The organism is Pseudomonas sp. MF09156, assembly GCF_059862305.1.
On sequence record NZ_JCBCUR010000002.1, the window covers coordinates 508,363 to 522,963 of the forward strand.

Below are 14,601 nucleotides of genomic sequence, written 5' to 3' on the forward strand. Positions count from 1 at the left end.
CTTTTCACCCATTCAGACGGGAGTCGTTATGGTTGACCGGCACGACTACGTCGCCCTCGAATGGGTCAAGGGCGAGATCGCCGACACCCTGAAGCAGGCCCGTGCGGCGCTGGACGCCTTTGCCGAGGACGCCAGCGAGCAAGCCCTGGCGCAGTGCCTGGAGGGCATTCACCAGGTCCACGGTGCCCTGCAAATGGTCGAGTTCTACGGCGCGGCACTGCTCGCCGAAGAAATGGAGCACCTGGCCCTGGCCCTGCAAGCCGGGCGTGTCAGCCAGCGTGAAGAAGGCATTCGCCTGCTGCAGCAAGCCCTCGGCCAACTGCCGTTGTACCTGGACCGTGTGCACAGCGCGCGGCGCGACCTGCCCCTGGTGGTGTTGCCACTGCTCAACGACCTGCGCAGCGTGCACGGCAAAAGCCTGCTCTCGGAAACCAGCCTGTTCAGCCCGCAACTGCTGGTGATCGCGCCGCTGCCCGATGATGCCCTGGCCCAACGAGCGCCGGCCGATTTTACCGAACAACTGCAGCAATGGCGGCAAATGCTGCAACAGGGCCTGGCCGGGCTGCTGCGTGAAGACCACGGCCCGAGCAACCTGGAAGACATGGCGCGGGTCTTCGCGCAACTGGAAGCGCTGTGCCACGGCGCGCCGTTGCTGGCGTTGTGGCAAGTCACCTCGGCGCTGGCCGAAGGCATGCTCACCGGCGTTATCGCCAATAGCCCGGCGTTGCGCAGCCTACTCAAGAGCTGTGACAAGGTGCTCAAGCGCCTGCAAATCCAGGGCATCGAAGGGATCAACACCCCGGCGCCCGACCAACTGCTCAAGAGCCTGCTGTTTTACATCGCCAAAGTCACCCGACCGACACCGCGCATGCAAAGCCTCAAGGAACGCTACGGCCTGGATGAAGCCTTGCCCGACAGCACCGTGGTCGATGCCGAGCGCGCGCGCCTGGCCGGGCCGGACCGCAACGCCATGGGCTCGGTGCTCGGTGCGTTGTGTGAGGAGTTGGTGCGGGTCAAGGAGCGCCTGGACCTGTTCGTGCGCAGCGACCGCCAACACATCTCTGGCCTGGACAGCCTGCTGGCGCCGTTGCGGCAGATCGCCGATACCCTGGCGGTATTGGGCTTTGGCCAGCCGCGCAAAGTGATCATCGACCAATTGGCGGTGGTCCAGGGCCTGGCCCAGGGGCAGCGCGAGCCCAACGACGCGGTGTTGATGGATGTGGCCGGGGCGTTGCTGTATGTCGAGGCGACGCTGGCCGGGATGGTCGGCACCGTCGAACCGCAAAACCGTGAAGACAGCCGCCTGCCCACCACCGACCTGACCCAGATCCACCAATTGGTGATCAAGGAGTCATGCCAGTGCCTCAAGCAGGCGCGAGAGCTGGTCATCGACTGCCTTGAGGCGCAATGGGATACACAGCGCCTGGAGTCCCTGCCAGAGCTGCTGACCCAGGTGCGTGGCGCCCTGGCGATGATCCCGCTGCCGCGCGCGGCGAGCCTGGTGCGTGGCTTCAAGATTTACGTCGATGAACAGTGGATGGGCCATGACACCGCGCCGCCGGCGGCGCAGCTGGAGCATTGCGCCGATGTGCTCACCAGCCTGGAACACTACCTGGAGCGCATGCTGCAGGACCCGGATGCACCGGGCGAGCGGGTGTTGGATATCGCTTTTGACGGGCTCGCGGCGCTAGGTTATGCGCCAGTGCCCGCGCAGCAAGCCTGGCGCCAGGAACCCTCGGCACCGCACGATGAATTGCCGGTCGATTCCCAGACCCTGGCGCAGGCCCTGGCCAGCCCGACCCCACGTCTCAACCCACCGGCCCTGCAACGCCCGGGCAGCCTGCTGCCGCCGCCAGCCGATGAAGAGTCGGTGGATGATGAACTGCGCGAAGTGTTCCTGGAAGAAACCGCCGAAGTGCTGGATGTGTTGCAGCGCCTGGTGCCCCAAGGTGCCGCCAGCCTTGAAGATAAAACCGCCCTGAGCGACATGCGCCGCGCCTTCCATACCCTCAAGGGCAGCGGGCGCATGGTGCGTGCCCTGGTGTTGGCGGAGTTGGCGTGGGCCGTGGAAAACCTGCTGAACCGCGTGCTGGAACGGGTGGTCGCGCCGGGCGCCGAGGTCCAGGCCGTGCTGGATGACGTGCTGGTGCTGCTGCCGGCCTTGATCGCCGAGTTCGCCGCCGACACCCAGCGCCAGCGCGATGATGTCGACCACCTTGCCGCACGCGCCCATGCCCTGGCCAGTGGCGCGCCGTTACCGCCAGCCGTGGCTCAGGATGACAGCGCGCTCGACCCACTGCTGCTGGAGATCTTTCGCAACGAAGCACAGAGTCACCTGGACAGCCTCAATCGGTTTTTGCACCAGGCCACCGAGCAGATGCCGCTGCCTGTCAGCGATGAGTTGCAACGTGCCCTGCATACCCTCAAGGGCAGTGCCTACATGGCGGGCGTCTTGCCCATCGCCGAACTGGCGCGGCCGCTGGACCACCTGACCCGCGAATACAAGGCCCATCGCCTGGCCCTGGACCTGGATGAAATCGACTTGCTGCTGGAGGGCGAAGCCCTGTTCCAGCGCGGCCTGCGCCAGTTGGACAGTGACCCCCTGGCGCCCATCGACGGTGCGCAATCGTTGATCGAGCGCACCCAGGCGCGCCTCGACAGCCAGCTCGAAGCCTTCCTCAATGCGCCGAGCGCCGGCCTGCGGGTCAAGCGCGACCCACAGTTGATCAGCAACTTCCTGGCCCAGGGCATGGACATCCTGCTCGATGCCGAAAGCCTGCTGCGGCGCTGGCAACAACACCCTGGCGAGCGCCAGGAGCTCAGTGCGTTGCTGGACGAGCTGACCACCCTGGGCGAGGGCGCGCACCTGGCCGAACTGCATCCGATGGATGAACTGTGCGAAGCCTTGCTCGACCTGTATGGCGCGGTGGAAGAAAGCAGCCTGGCGGTCAGCGAGCGATTTTTCCAGGAGGCCGAACAGGCCCATGAAGCCCTGATCAACATGCTCGACCAACTGGCCGCCGGCCAGGAGGTCAGCCCGGCGCCGGCGCGCATGAAAGCCTTGCGCGAGTTACTCGATGAAGGGCTCGACCCCAGCGCCACCGGCCTGATCAAAACCGATGGCAGCCGCGCCTTGAGCATTGCCGAACTGGGCGCGGCCACCTCGCAGTTGCAGCAGGACTGGGCGGTGGACGATGAGATCGTCGAGATCTTCCTTGAAGAAGCGGTGGATATCCTCGACAGCGCCGGGCAGTCCCTCAAGCGCTGGCTGCTGGACCCCGACGGCGTGGCGCCGCTGTCGTCCCTGCAACGCGACCTGCACACCCTGCGCGGCGGTGCGCGCATGGCCGAAATCGGCCCGGTGGGCGATCTGGCCCAAGAGTTGGAAAGCCTTTACGAAGGCCTGGTGGACCGGCGCTACAACTACTCCGTTGAAATGGCGCAAGTGTTGATGGACAGCCATGAACACCTGGCCTTGCAACTGGAGCAGTTGCAAGAGCAGCAACCCTTGAGTGATTCCAGCGCCCTGATTGGCCGCTTGCGCGAGGTGCGCCAGAACGCCGCGCCGGTGGCGCTGCCCACACCGCCCGATGCACAGGGCGGCGGCAGTGATCCGGAGCTGCTGGACATCTTTCTGGAGGAAGCGGCCGACATCCTCGACAGCTCCGGCGCCGCACTGTCGCGCTGGCAGGCCGAGCCCCAGGGCCGCCAGGAAGTCGAGACCCTGCTGCGCGACCTGCACACCCTCAAGGGCGGCGCGCGGATGGTCGAGATCGGCCCGATTGGCGACCTGGCCCACGAACTGGAGTTTCTCTACGAAGGCCTGTCGGCGGGCTTGCTGGCGCCCACCAGCGAGCTGTTTGCGCTGCTGCAGGGCTGCCATGACCGCCTGGCGCAGATGGTCGAGGCAGTGGCGGCGGGGTTGCCGGTCGGTTCGGTGGAGCGCCTGATCGAGCGCATCAAAAGCCTGGTCCAGCCCAGCGAAGACCAGGCCGCACCGGTCGCCATGGCCGCCAGCAAACCCGAAGCCCCGGCCGCTAGCGAGCCGGGCGCGGACATGGTGAAAATCTCTGCCGAGCTGCTGGATGACCTGGTCAACCTCGCCGGCGAAACCTCGATTTTCCGTGGGCGCATCGAGCAGCAGGTCAACGACGCCCGCGCCGCCCTCAGTGAGGTGGAAACCACCATCGAGCGCATGCGTGACCAACTGCGCCGCCTCGATACCGAGACCCAGGGCCGTATCCTCAGCCGCCAGCACGCCGAGACCGAGCGCCTGGGCTACGAAGAATTCGATCCACTGGAAATGGATCGCCATTCCCAGTTGCAACAGCTGTCCCGCGCGTTGTCCGAGTCGGCCTCGGACCTTTTGGACCTCAAGGAAACCCTCGACCAGCGCAACCAGGACGCGCAGAACCTGTTGCAGCAACAGGCGCGGATCAACACCGAGCTGCAAGAAGGCCTGATGCGCACGCGCATGGTGCCGTTCGAGCGCATGCTGCCGCGCCTCAAGCGTATCGTGCGGCAAGTGGCCGGCGAGCTGGGCAAGGACGTGGAATTCGTGGTCGGCAATGCCGAGGGCGAGATGGACCGCAACGTGCTGGAGCGCATGGCCGCGCCCCTGGAGCATATGCTGCGCAACGCCGTCGACCATGGCCTGGAATCGCGGGATGCACGGCTGTTGGCGGGCAAGCCGCAGAAGGGCCGGATCACCCTGGACCTGAGCCATGAAGGTGGCGACATCATCTTCGACATGCGCGACGACGGCGCTGGCGTGCCGCTGGATGCGGTGCGGCGCAAGGCGATCAAGCGTGGCCTGCTGGACCCGGAGATGGAGATCAGCGATCGCGATGTGTTGCAGTTCATCTTGCAGCCGGGGTTTTCCACCGCCGAAAAAATCACCCAGATTTCCGGGCGCGGCGTGGGCATGGACGTGGTGCATGAAGAAGTGCGCCAACTCGGCGGGAGCATGGTGATCGACTCTACGCCGGGGCAGGGCGTGCATTTTCGCATTCGCCTGCCGTTCACCGTGTCGGTCAACCGGGCGTTGATGGTGCAGTGCGCGGAAGACCAGTACGCGATCCCGCTGAACACCATCCAGGGCCTGGTGCGCGTGTTGCCCAATGAGCTGGAAGGGCACTACCAACTGGACCCGCCGGTGTATCAATACGCCGGCCAGCGCTATGAGCTGTATTACCTGGGCGAGCTGCTGCACACCGTGGCCCGGCCCAAGCTGCTGGGGCAGAACCAGCCGCTGCCGGTGCTGCTGATGCAATGCAACGAGCGATATATTGCGGTGCAGGTGGACGACATGGCCGGCACCCGGGAAATCGTGGTCAAGGGCCTGGGCCCGCAGTTTGCGGCGGTGCAGGGGCTGTCCGGGGCGACCATCCTCGGCGATGGCCGGGTGGTGTTGATCATCGACCTGCTGGCACATATCCGCGCCCTGGCCCCGGCCTTGCCGGCCCAGGCGGCGGACACGGCATTGGCGGTCAACGAGCCGCAGAAAAAACAGCGATTGCTGGTGCTGGTGGTAGACGACTCGGTGACCGTACGCAAAGTCACCAGCCGCCTGCTCGAGCGCAACGGCATGAACGTACTGACTGCCAAGGACGGCATCGACGCCATCGCCCTGCTCGAAGAACACACCCCGGACCTGATGTTGCTGGACATCGAAATGCCGCGCATGGATGGCTTCGAAGTGGCGATCCAGGTGCGCAACGACCCACGGCTCGCGCGCCTGCCGATCATCATGATCACCTCGCGCACCGGCCAGAAACACCGCGATCGGGCCATGGCGATTGGCGTCAACGACTACCTTGGCAAGCCCTATCAAGAGTCGGTGTTGCTCGAAAGCATCGCCTACTGGAGCCCGAAACATGCTTGACCACCGCACCAGCCAACTCACCGGCTTGCTGCTGCCCCTGGCCGACCGCCACCTGCTGCTGCCCAACGTGGCGGTGGCCGAGCTGATCGACTTCCAGCGCGGCGAACCGGCCAGCGACGCTCCGCCCTGGTACCTGCGGCAAGTGACCTGGCGCGACCAGCAACTGCCCCTGATCAGCTTCGAAGCGGCCTGCGGTGGTACCAGCGTTGTCAGCGAACGCGCACGGATCGTCGTGCTCAACGCCCTCGGCGGGCGCCCGACCTTGAAGTTCATCGCGCTGGTGATCCAGGGCATTCCCCGCTCGTACAAGCTCGACAGCCAACTGAGTTATGTGGACGTACCCCTATCACCGCTGGAACTGGCGGCGGTACAGGTCGGCGAGCATGTGGCGAAAGTGCCGGACCTGATGGGGTTGGAAGCGCTGCTGGTCGAGGCTGGGTTGGCCTGAACAGCCGTTATCAGCACCTCTGAAGACCCAATGTGTGGAGCTGGCTTGTGTGGGAGCTGGCTTGCCTGCGATAGCATCACCTCGGTTTAACTGACACACCGAAGCGTCTGCATCGCAGGCAAGCCAGCTCCCACATTGGAGTGCGCTTGGCGCCAAACCTTACTTAATCTGCGCAAAACGCTCAATGACCGGTTGTTCACGGTGCTCTGCTTGCCAAAGATCGTAGGTACTTTGCATCGACAACCATAACCGCGCTTTGCTGATGCCTGCCCGCTCCAACCTCACGGCAAGGTCTGGGCTGACTGGCGCGTGACCATGCAGGATCCTGGAGAATGTTTCCCTGGCAAAGCCGAGCCGCCGGGCCATTTCGGTAATGGTGATGCCCAAGCTGGGCATCACATCCTCAAGCAGGATTTCGCCGGGATGTGGCGGGTTGTGCATACCCATGTACGTGCCCCTGTTCAATGGTAGTCAAGGTAATCAACCAGTTCGACGTGATCATCAAGCATACGAAAAATGATGCGCCAGTTACCGCTAATGCTGACGGAGCAGTAGTCGAGCAGATCGCCTTTGAGTCGATGAAAACGCCATCCTGGGAGATTCAATTCGCCCGGGTGTCCTGCGCTATCCAGAATCAGCAGCACACGACGCAAGCGTTTCGCGTGACCCGCGTTGATGCCTTTGGTTGATCCTGTTTCATAATGTTCTGCTGGTGAGATGATTCAAATTCCAAAGGCTGGAGAGGTGCCATCCGAGCAACAATCCTAAAAATCTGTAGGAATGATCATGCGGCATGATGCCTTCAGATTTTTCCCGCACATTTTCGCGCCGCCCATGAACTTGTCGCTCGCCGCCTGCGCGCCTAGGCTTGGTCGGTCATCGCAAAAAACGGTGACACGGACGTGCAAGTCCGGTTACATATCGGCGCACCAACGCCCATAGCCATTCAACGGGCGTTTTTTATGCCTGCTGTGTTTGTTATGGCGGCTGTGCGTGGGAGACCTTCGGGTCTGCCGGGGTCCGATATGCCCGGTCTTGCACACCTGCGCACAGCTGCCACCCGATTTGCGTGCAAGCAAGCGGTGTCAGTCTCCTTCACATATCGGAGATGTTCACCATGATCAAACCCACCCCCAACCCGCCTACCTCATCCAGTATCTTCACCGTCAACCCACACCAGAACACCGAAACCCTGCTGGTCAACGCCAGCGAAACCCTCGCCTCCCTCAACGCCCTGGCCTGCGGCCTGGCCTTTGAGCTGAACGGCGCCCAGCGCGGCGTGCTCCTGGCCATCCAACAAATGACCGAACTGGGCCAACTGCTGGTCGAGCGTGCGCTGGAGCAACTATCGCCTGCGGCCGCTGCGTAAAACTTGATCAGTCCCAAAAAGGGACCGTTCGTTCCCTTTTTGGGACTGATGCCTGCTCGGATAAAGCCCCACGTAAACCCGCCGATAACCCGACGAGTCTTTCGGTGGAAGCAACAACACAATGTGGCTATTTGACGTATTTGCCTGGCTGTACAACCTCACCCCGTTTACCGGTGCTTTGCTGTTGTGGTTCCTGGTGTTGGTGTTCACTGCCAGCGCGACGATGAGTTTTCCGACACGGCGCGGCAAGCTCGCTGGCTTCGGGATTTCGGTGGTGGGCGCGGTGTTTATCTTGGGGTACCTGGAAACCCTCGTGCTCAACGCCACAGGCAAAGAAATCAAGGGTGTTGTGATCAACCTGGTGGTCATGAGCCTCGGCGGTTTGGGCTCGTGCTTGCTTGGGGTGGCCATTTCGAAAAGACCAAGCAAGGCCGAGATTGAACAGACCCGCACCAGCATTCGTGGCTGGGGCCTGGCGGTCTTTGAATACCTGTTCGTGTTTATCCTGATGTGTTCACTGGTGCTGACTGTTTTCTGCCTGCCCTTGTGGCGCCTGGATTGGCCCGTGGTGTCGGGGCATGAAGTCACCGGCCTGTTGCTGGCTTTCCTGGGCGCGGTGTCAGGCTGCGCGATCGTCTCCTATCTGCGTCGGTTGATGAAGTGGGAGCAATGGGGCGTGGCCGTGTTGTTTGGGCTGCTGCTGTTTCTGCTGCCCGTGTACGTGCAGGCGATTTGGGGGCTGGTGAGCTGGAGCCTGGCGGCGGTGCTGGGGTTTCATGGCGTGGCGGGCATTGGCTTGGGCTGGACGGTGTGGCGCCAGCGCATGGAATGGCGGCGCTCCTGACCGTTACTCCAACCGTAACAATCCACCGCCGAGCTTGATTGATACCCCCCCGATTCACTCCTATGGTGAGCCCCACGACAGCGAACCCGTGGAGCGATCATGACAACAACAATAACCCCCGACTCGCGCTGGACGCGGCGCCGCGACGAGAAGCAGCGGCGGCTCGGGCTGGTCCAGGCGTTTGCCGACGGGGCCGTGCTGCCCAGCGACAGGATCGTCGAGGCCCTGCAAGCCCTGATCCTGCCCGGCGACCGCGTGGTGCTGGAAGGCAATAACCAGAAGCAGGCCGACTTTCTCTCGCGTTCCCTGGCCAAGGCCGACCCGGCCGTGCTCCACGATTTGCACATGATCATGCCCAGCGTCGGGCGCTCCGAGCACCTGGACCTGTTTGAAAAGGGCATCGCCCGCAAGCTCGATTTCTCGTTTGCCGGCACCCAATCCCTGCGCATCAGCCAGCTGCTTGAAGACGGCCTGCTGGAAGTCGGCGCGATCCACACCTACATCGAACTCTATGCGCGACTGGTCGTAGACCTGATCCCCAACGTGGTGCTGTCCGCAGGCTTCATGGCCGACCGCGCCGGCAATATCTACACCGGCCCCAGCACCGAAGACACCCCGGCGCTGATCGAGCCGGCGGCGTTCAGCGATGGCATCGTCATCGTGCAGGTCAACCAATTGGTGGACGACGTCAGCGACTTGCCCCGCGTGGACATCCCGGCCAGTTGGGTGGATTTCGTGGTGGTGGCCGACAAGCCCTTCTATATCGAACCGCTGTTCACCCGCGACCCCCGGCATATCAAGCCGGTGCATGTGCTGATGGCGATGATGGCGATCCGTGGCATCTACGAAAAACACAACGTGCAGTCGCTGAACCATGGCATTGGTTTCAATACCGCCGCCATTGAACTGATCCTGCCGACCTACGGTGAGTCCCTGGGCCTTAAAGGCAAGATCTGCCGCAACTGGACCCTCAACCCGCACCCCACGTTGATCCCCGCCATCGAAAGCGGCTGGGTTGAAAGCGTGCATTGCTTCGGCACCGAACTGGGCATGGAAAACTACATCGCCGCGCGCCCGGATGTGTTCTTCACCGGTCGCGACGGCTCGTTGCGCTCCAACCGGATGTTCTGCCAACTGGCGGGGCAATACGCGGTGGACCTGTTTATCGGCGCCACTTTGCAGGTGGATGGTGACGGTCATTCGTCCACCGTGACCCGAGGCCGGCTCGCCGGGTTTGGCGGTGCGCCGAACATGGGCCACGACCCACGCGGGCGCCGCCACGGCACCCCGGCCTGGCTCGATATGCGCCACGACGATGCCCCCGAAGCCTTGCTGGAGCGCGGCAAAAAGCTGGTGGTGCAGATGGTCGAGACCTTCCAGGAGGGCGGCAAACCGACCTTCGTCGACACCCTCGACGCAGTGGAAGTGGCGCGCAAAAGCGGCATGCCCCTGGCGCCGATCATGATCTACGGCGACGACGTGACCCACTTGCTCACCGAAGAAGGCATCGCCTACCTGTACAAGGCGCGCTCCCTGGAAGAGCGCCAGGCGATGATCGCGGCGGTCGCCGGGGTGACCGCCATCGGCCTGCGCCACAACCCCAAGGACACCGCGCGCATGCGCCGCGAAGGCCTGATCGCCTTGCCCGAAGACCTCGGCATCCGCCGCACCGACGCCACCCGCGAACTGCTGGCGGCCAAAAGCGTGGCCGACCTGGTGGACTGGTCCGGTGGCCTGTACAACCCGCCCGCCAAGTTCAGGAGCTGGTAAATGCACGCACTCAAACTGCACACACTGACCCTGGCCGAGCAACTGGCGGACCTGGCGGTCGATGCACTGATCGACGAAGCGGACCTGTCGCCCAAGCCGGCGCTGGTGGATCGGCGCGGCAATGGCGCCCATCACGATTTGCACCTGGGCCTGATGCACGCGTCGGCGCTGTCCTTGTGGCCGGCCTTCAAGGAAATGGCCGAAGCGGCGATTGCCCTGGGCGAGATCGGCCTGCCGCTGCGCGAAGCCCTCGGCCGGATCGGCCGCGAAGGCGAACAGGCGATGCTCGCCACCACCCAGGGCGTGAATACCCACCGTGGCGCGATCTGGGCCCTTGGCCTGCTGGTGGCCGCCGCCGCGCTGGCACCTGCCTTGCGCACGGCCAATGCGCTGACTTTAAGGGCTGCGCGCCTGGCCCTGCTCAATGACCGTTTTGCACCGCAACCGCTGAGCCATGGCGCGCAAGTCGCGCAGCGCTATGGCGTACGTGGCGCCCGCGAAGAAGCGCAACTGGGCTTCCCCGCAGTGCTGCAACGGGGCCTGCCGCAACTGCACGCAAGCCGTTTGCAACAACACGGCGAGCAGAACGCGCGCCTCGATGCGCTGCTGGCGATCATGACCCAACTGGCCGACACCTGCGTGCTCTACCGCGCCGGCACCGATGGCTTGCAGGCGATGCAACGGGGCGCCCAGGCCGTGCTGGATGCGGGCGGCAGCGCGAGCCTGGCCGGGCGGCGTCGCCTCAATGAGCTGGACCAGCAACTGCTGGCCCTGAATGCCTCCCCCGGTGGCGCCGCCGACCTGTTGGCCGCCTGCCTGTTTATCGACCGCATCGAGTCTTGCGACGGAGCGTTTTGATGGAAACCCTATCCTTTGAATTCCCCGCCGGGCAGCCGCCCAAAGGCCGCGCGCTGGTGGGCTGCGTCGGTTCCGGCGACCTTGAAGTGCTGCTGGAACCGGGCACGGCGGGCACCTTGAGCATCCAGGTGCAAACCTCGGTCAACGGCGCCGAGCAGCGTTGGCAGCACCTGTTCCAGCGGATTTTCCAGGAGCAGACCCCACCGGCGCTGAACATTCAGATCCACGATTTTGGCGCCACCCCCGGCGTGGTGCGTTTGCGCCTGGAGCAAGGTTTCGAGGAGCTTGGCCATGACTGATTTACTCAACCGGCACAGCTTCGTCGAACTCGGCGCCCGCCAGCGGGCCAAGGCCTTGCTCGATGCCGGCAGCTACCGTGAATTGATCGACCCGTTCCAGCGCGTGATGTCGCCGTGGTTGAGCCGCCAGGGCGTGGTGCCGCAGGCTGACGACGGGGTGGTGATCGCCAAGGGCACCCTCGATGGCGTGCCGCTGGTGATCGCCGCCATCGAAGGCAACTTCCAGGGCGGCAGCCTCGGTGAAGTGGGCGGCGCGAAAATCGCCGGTGCCCTGGAGCTGGCCGCCGAGGACAACCGCAACGGCATCCCGACGCGTGCGGTGCTGCTGCTGGAAACCGGCGGCGTGCGCCTGCAGGAGGCCAACCTCGGGCTGGCGGCGATTGCCGATATCCACGCGGCGATTGTCGACCTGCGCCAGTACCAACCGGTGATCGGCGTAGTGGCCGGCAGCGTTGGCTGTTTTGGCGGCATGTCCATTGCCGCGGGCCTGTGCAGCTACCTGGTGGTGACCCGTGAAGCGCGCCTGGGCTTGAACGGCCCGCAAGTGATCGAACAGGAAGCCGGCCTTGAAGAATACGACTCCCGTGACCGGCCCTTCATCTGGAGCCTGACCGGCGGCGAGCAGCGCTTCAACAGCGGCCTGGCCGACCGTTATGTGGCGGACGATGTGGCGCAGATCCGCCAGCAGATCAGCGAACTGTTGCAGCAAGGTTTGCCGGCAGCGCCGCGCAGCCGCCAGGCCGACTATTACCTGGCGCGCCTGGCTGCGCTGGACGCCGAACCGCAGATCGAGCCGGCCACGGTTCGTGACCTGTATCAGGGAGAACGCTCATGAGAGGCTTGCACTGGTTCAACGCATTGCGCGCGGATGCAGCGCCGGTGGCGGGTTTGCCGGCTTCGTTGAAAGTTGCTGATGGCGTGCTCGGCGAGCAGGCCGTGCGGTTTATCGCGGTGGTGCCCGATGCTGCCAACCGCTTCCCCCGCGCCCGCCAAGGTGAGGTTGGGTTGCTGGAAGGCTGGGGCCTGGCCAAGGCGGTGGATGAAACCATCGCCCGCGGCGATCAACGCCCGATTGTGGCTATTGTCGACGTGCCGAGCCAGGCCTATGGCCGTCGCGAAGAAGCCCTGGGCATTCATCAGGCCCTGGCGGCGGCGGCGGACAGTTATGCCCGCGCCCGTTTGGCCGGGCACCCGGTGATCGGGTTGCTGGTGGGCAAGGCCATGTCCGGGGCGTTTCTCGCCCATGGCTACCAGGCCAACCGCCTGATTGCCCTGCGCGACCCTGGGGTGATGGTGCACGCCATGGGCAAGGCCTCGGCGGCGCGGGTCACCTTGCGTAGCGTCGAAGAGCTCGAAGCCCTGGCCGCCAGCGTGCCGCCCATGGCCTATGACATCGACAGCTATGCCAGCCTCGGCTTGCTCTGGGAAACCCTCACGGTCAGCCAGATCGAACAACCGACCGCCGACGACCTGGCGCGGGTCAGGGATTGCCTGGTGCAGGCGATCAAGGATGTGCAGAACAGCGGCGTGCGCGATTTACGCGGGCGCCTGGGCGCCGTCAATCGTGCCGCGTCTAGCCATGTACGCCAGCTGTTGCGGGAACAATGGTGAACGCCCACGACTTGCTCTGGGGCATGGCCCCGGCGCACGTGCCCGCTGACGCACCGGCCTGGGTACTGGCGGTGATCGGGGCGGGGCAGCCAGTGGTGGTGCGCCGGGCGCTGGCCGAACCGGGCTATGTGGCGGTGGGTGTGCGTGGACGTTTGCGGGAGCAGCGCTTTGCGGCCGTGATGCCCGTGGCGGCTGTGCAACGGCGAGTGACACCCGAGGCCCTGTGCGGGGTGATCTCGCCGCGGGATTTACCGGCGTTGCGCGCCCTCGATCAACTGCGGCCGGTGCTGGCGCAAGAGGTTTGGGGTGTGACGGGCAGCGCGGGTTTCGAGTTGGCCACGGGCATTGAGGCACTGCATGCCCAGAGCGATCTGGATTTGCTGCTGCGCGCGCCCGAGCGGCTTGATCGCGGTGATGCCGAGGCGCTGCTGGCGATTCTGGACACCGCACCGTGTGCCGTGGACCTGCAATTGCAAACCCCTTATGGCGCGGTGGCCTTGCGCGAATGGGCCGGCCCATCGCTGCGGGTGCTGCTGAAAAACGCCAGCGGTGCGCATCTGGTGATCGACCCTTGGCAGGCCGTGGCATGAGCAGCCTCCTGGTGTTTCCGGGGCAGGGTGCCCAACGCCCGGGCATGCTCCAGCAATTGCCTGCCAATGTCCTCGATGAAGCCAGCGATACCTTGGGACAAGAGGTGCGCCAGCTCGATTCGGCGCAGGCCCTGGCCAGCACCCGCGCCGTGCAACTGTGCCTGCTGATCGCCGGCGTGGCCCATGCCCGTGAGTTGCAACACACACCGGACTATGTGGCGGGCCTGTCCATCGGCGCTTATCCGGCGGCAGTGATCGCCGGGGCCCTGGCGTTTGCCGATGCGCTGCGGCTGGTCAGCCTGCGCGGTGAACTGATGCAGCACGCTTATCCACAGGGCTATGGCATGACCGCACTGATCGGCCTGGAGTTATCCACCGTCGAAAGCGTGCTCGCCGAGATCCACAGCGCGCAAACCCCGGTGTACCTGGCCAATATCAATGCCGATAACCAGTGCGTGATCGCCGGCAGCGATGCCGCCATGCAACGGGTGGCCAACCGCGTCAAAGGCCAGGGCGTGGCCAAGCGCCTGGCCGTCAGCGTGCCGTCCCATTGCGCCCTGCTGGAGCAACCGGCCCAGGCCCTCGCTGAAGCGTTTGCCAAGGTCGCGCTCAAGGCGCCGGCCATTATTTACCTGAGTAGCAGCCGGGCGCGGCCGATTCGCGATCCTGCGCAGTTGCGCGACGACCTGGCGTTCAACATGTGCCGCCTCGTCGATTGGCGCGGCACCGTGCAAAGCGCCTATGAGCGCGGCGTGCGCCTGCACATCGAGCTGCCTCCGGGCACAGTCCTTACCGGCCTTGCGCGGCGGGTGTTTGAGCAAGGCACCGTGATTGCCTTCGAAGGTGCGCGCCTGGACACCTTGCAGGCCTTGCTGGAACAGGAGGGCCGCCACCACCGATAAAGCGTGAGCTTGGCTTTCGAAGCACA

13 protein-coding genes are annotated in these 14,601 nt (G+C 64.5%); 11 read left to right on the plus strand and 2 right to left on the minus strand.

Translation table 11 applies throughout. The features are described from left to right. Positions 1 to 28 precede the first annotated feature (28 nt). The gene (locus tag AC19YY_RS08160) at positions 29 to 5,884 is read left to right on the plus strand and encodes a hybrid sensor histidine kinase/response regulator (RefSeq protein ID WP_500604046.1); all 5,856 of its coding nucleotides are present in this window, start codon (positions 29 to 31) and stop codon (positions 5,882 to 5,884) included. Continuing rightward, positions 5,877 to 6,332, plus strand: a complete 456-nt coding sequence (locus AC19YY_RS08165) for a chemotaxis protein CheW (protein ID WP_169953565.1) — start codon at positions 5,877 to 5,879, stop codon at positions 6,330 to 6,332. The genes AC19YY_RS08160 and AC19YY_RS08165 overlap by 8 nt, the downstream gene beginning before the upstream one ends. A 159-nt stretch (positions 6,333 to 6,491) precedes the next feature. Here AC19YY_RS08165 and AC19YY_RS08170 read toward each other — a convergent pair whose 3' ends face one another. Further along, positions 6,492 to 6,779, minus strand: a complete 288-nt coding sequence (locus AC19YY_RS08170; RefSeq protein WP_099168625.1) for a HigA family addiction module antitoxin — start codon at positions 6,777 to 6,779, stop codon at positions 6,492 to 6,494. A 14-nt stretch (positions 6,780 to 6,793) separates the two neighbouring features. Then, positions 6,794 to 7,054, minus strand: coding sequence for a type II toxin-antitoxin system RelE/ParE family toxin (locus AC19YY_RS08175; RefSeq protein ID WP_169953841.1), 261 nt, complete (start codon positions 7,052 to 7,054; stop codon positions 6,794 to 6,796). 395 nt (positions 7,055 to 7,449) lie between these two features. Between AC19YY_RS08175 and AC19YY_RS08180 the strand changes: the two genes are divergently transcribed. The 9 genes from AC19YY_RS08180 (at position 7,450) to mdcH (ending at position 14,575) form a co-directional block, all read left to right on the plus strand. Then, on the plus strand, positions 7,450 to 7,701 hold the full coding sequence (locus AC19YY_RS08180; RefSeq protein ID WP_500604047.1) for a DUF6124 family protein: 252 nt from the start codon (positions 7,450 to 7,452) through the stop codon (positions 7,699 to 7,701). A 121-nt stretch (positions 7,702 to 7,822) separates the two neighbouring features. After that, positions 7,823 to 8,545 carry a hypothetical protein gene (locus AC19YY_RS08185; protein WP_172313640.1) on the plus strand — a complete coding sequence of 241 codons (723 nt, stop codon included), beginning with the start codon at positions 7,823 to 7,825 and terminating at the stop codon, positions 8,543 to 8,545. Positions 8,546 to 8,644: 99 nt separating this feature from the next. Further along, on the plus strand, positions 8,645 to 10,315 hold the full coding sequence (gene mdcA, locus AC19YY_RS08190) for a malonate decarboxylase subunit alpha (protein WP_115129199.1): 1,671 nt from the start codon (positions 8,645 to 8,647) through the stop codon (positions 10,313 to 10,315). Beyond that, positions 10,316 to 11,173, plus strand: coding sequence for a triphosphoribosyl-dephospho-CoA synthase (locus AC19YY_RS08195; protein ID WP_500604048.1), 858 nt, complete (start codon positions 10,316 to 10,318; stop codon positions 11,171 to 11,173). It begins immediately after the preceding gene. Further along, positions 11,173 to 11,472 (plus strand): malonate decarboxylase subunit delta, encoded by a 300-nt coding sequence (locus tag AC19YY_RS08200; RefSeq protein WP_057960874.1) that lies wholly within the window; start codon positions 11,173 to 11,175, stop codon positions 11,470 to 11,472. Before AC19YY_RS08195 ends, AC19YY_RS08200 begins: the two co-directional genes overlap by 1 nt. Continuing rightward, the gene (locus AC19YY_RS08205; protein ID WP_170057589.1) at positions 11,465 to 12,307 is read left to right on the plus strand and encodes a biotin-independent malonate decarboxylase subunit beta; all 843 of its coding nucleotides are present in this window, start codon (positions 11,465 to 11,467) and stop codon (positions 12,305 to 12,307) included. The genes AC19YY_RS08200 and AC19YY_RS08205 overlap by 8 nt, the downstream gene beginning before the upstream one ends. Beyond that, positions 12,304 to 13,083 carry a biotin-independent malonate decarboxylase subunit gamma gene (gene mdcE, locus AC19YY_RS08210; RefSeq protein ID WP_172313632.1) on the plus strand — a complete coding sequence of 260 codons (780 nt, stop codon included), beginning with the start codon at positions 12,304 to 12,306 and terminating at the stop codon, positions 13,081 to 13,083. The genes AC19YY_RS08205 and mdcE overlap by 4 nt, the downstream gene beginning before the upstream one ends. Beyond that, positions 13,077 to 13,673, plus strand: a complete 597-nt coding sequence (locus AC19YY_RS08215) for a malonate decarboxylase holo-ACP synthase (protein ID WP_170057591.1) — start codon at positions 13,077 to 13,079, stop codon at positions 13,671 to 13,673. The genes mdcE and AC19YY_RS08215 overlap by 7 nt, the downstream gene beginning before the upstream one ends. Continuing rightward, entirely contained in the window at positions 13,670 to 14,575 is a 906-nt protein-coding gene (gene mdcH / locus AC19YY_RS08220; protein WP_500604049.1) for a malonate decarboxylase subunit epsilon, read from the plus strand. The genes AC19YY_RS08215 and mdcH overlap by 4 nt, the downstream gene beginning before the upstream one ends. Positions 14,576 to 14,601: the final 26 nt, after the last annotated feature.

What these genes read in the sequence shown, in the direction of transcription:
- AC19YY_RS08160 (WP_500604046.1), top strand. Translation starts at nt 29, where the DNA reads ATGGTTGACCGGCACGACTACGTCGCCCTCGAATGGGTCAAGGGCGAG.
- AC19YY_RS08165 (WP_169953565.1), top strand. Translation starts at nt 5,877, where the DNA reads ATGCTTGACCACCGCACCAGCCAACTCACCGGCTTGCTGCTGCCCCTG.
- AC19YY_RS08170 (WP_099168625.1), bottom strand. Translation starts at nt 6,779, where the DNA reads ATGGGTATGCACAACCCGCCACATCCCGGCGAAATCCTGCTTGAGGAT.
- AC19YY_RS08180 (WP_500604047.1), top strand. Translation starts at nt 7,450, where the DNA reads ATGATCAAACCCACCCCCAACCCGCCTACCTCATCCAGTATCTTCACC.
- AC19YY_RS08185 (WP_172313640.1), top strand. Translation starts at nt 7,823, where the DNA reads ATGTGGCTATTTGACGTATTTGCCTGGCTGTACAACCTCACCCCGTTT.
- mdcA (WP_115129199.1), top strand. Translation starts at nt 8,645, where the DNA reads ATGACAACAACAATAACCCCCGACTCGCGCTGGACGCGGCGCCGCGAC.
- AC19YY_RS08195 (WP_500604048.1), top strand. Translation starts at nt 10,316, where the DNA reads ATGCACGCACTCAAACTGCACACACTGACCCTGGCCGAGCAACTGGCG.
- AC19YY_RS08200 (WP_057960874.1), top strand. Translation starts at nt 11,173, where the DNA reads ATGGAAACCCTATCCTTTGAATTCCCCGCCGGGCAGCCGCCCAAAGGC.
- AC19YY_RS08205 (WP_170057589.1), top strand. Translation starts at nt 11,465, where the DNA reads ATGACTGATTTACTCAACCGGCACAGCTTCGTCGAACTCGGCGCCCGC.
- mdcE (WP_172313632.1), top strand. Translation starts at nt 12,304, where the DNA reads ATGAGAGGCTTGCACTGGTTCAACGCATTGCGCGCGGATGCAGCGCCG.
- AC19YY_RS08215 (WP_170057591.1), top strand. Translation starts at nt 13,077, where the DNA reads ATGGTGAACGCCCACGACTTGCTCTGGGGCATGGCCCCGGCGCACGTG.
- mdcH (WP_500604049.1), top strand. Translation starts at nt 13,670, where the DNA reads ATGAGCAGCCTCCTGGTGTTTCCGGGGCAGGGTGCCCAACGCCCGGGC.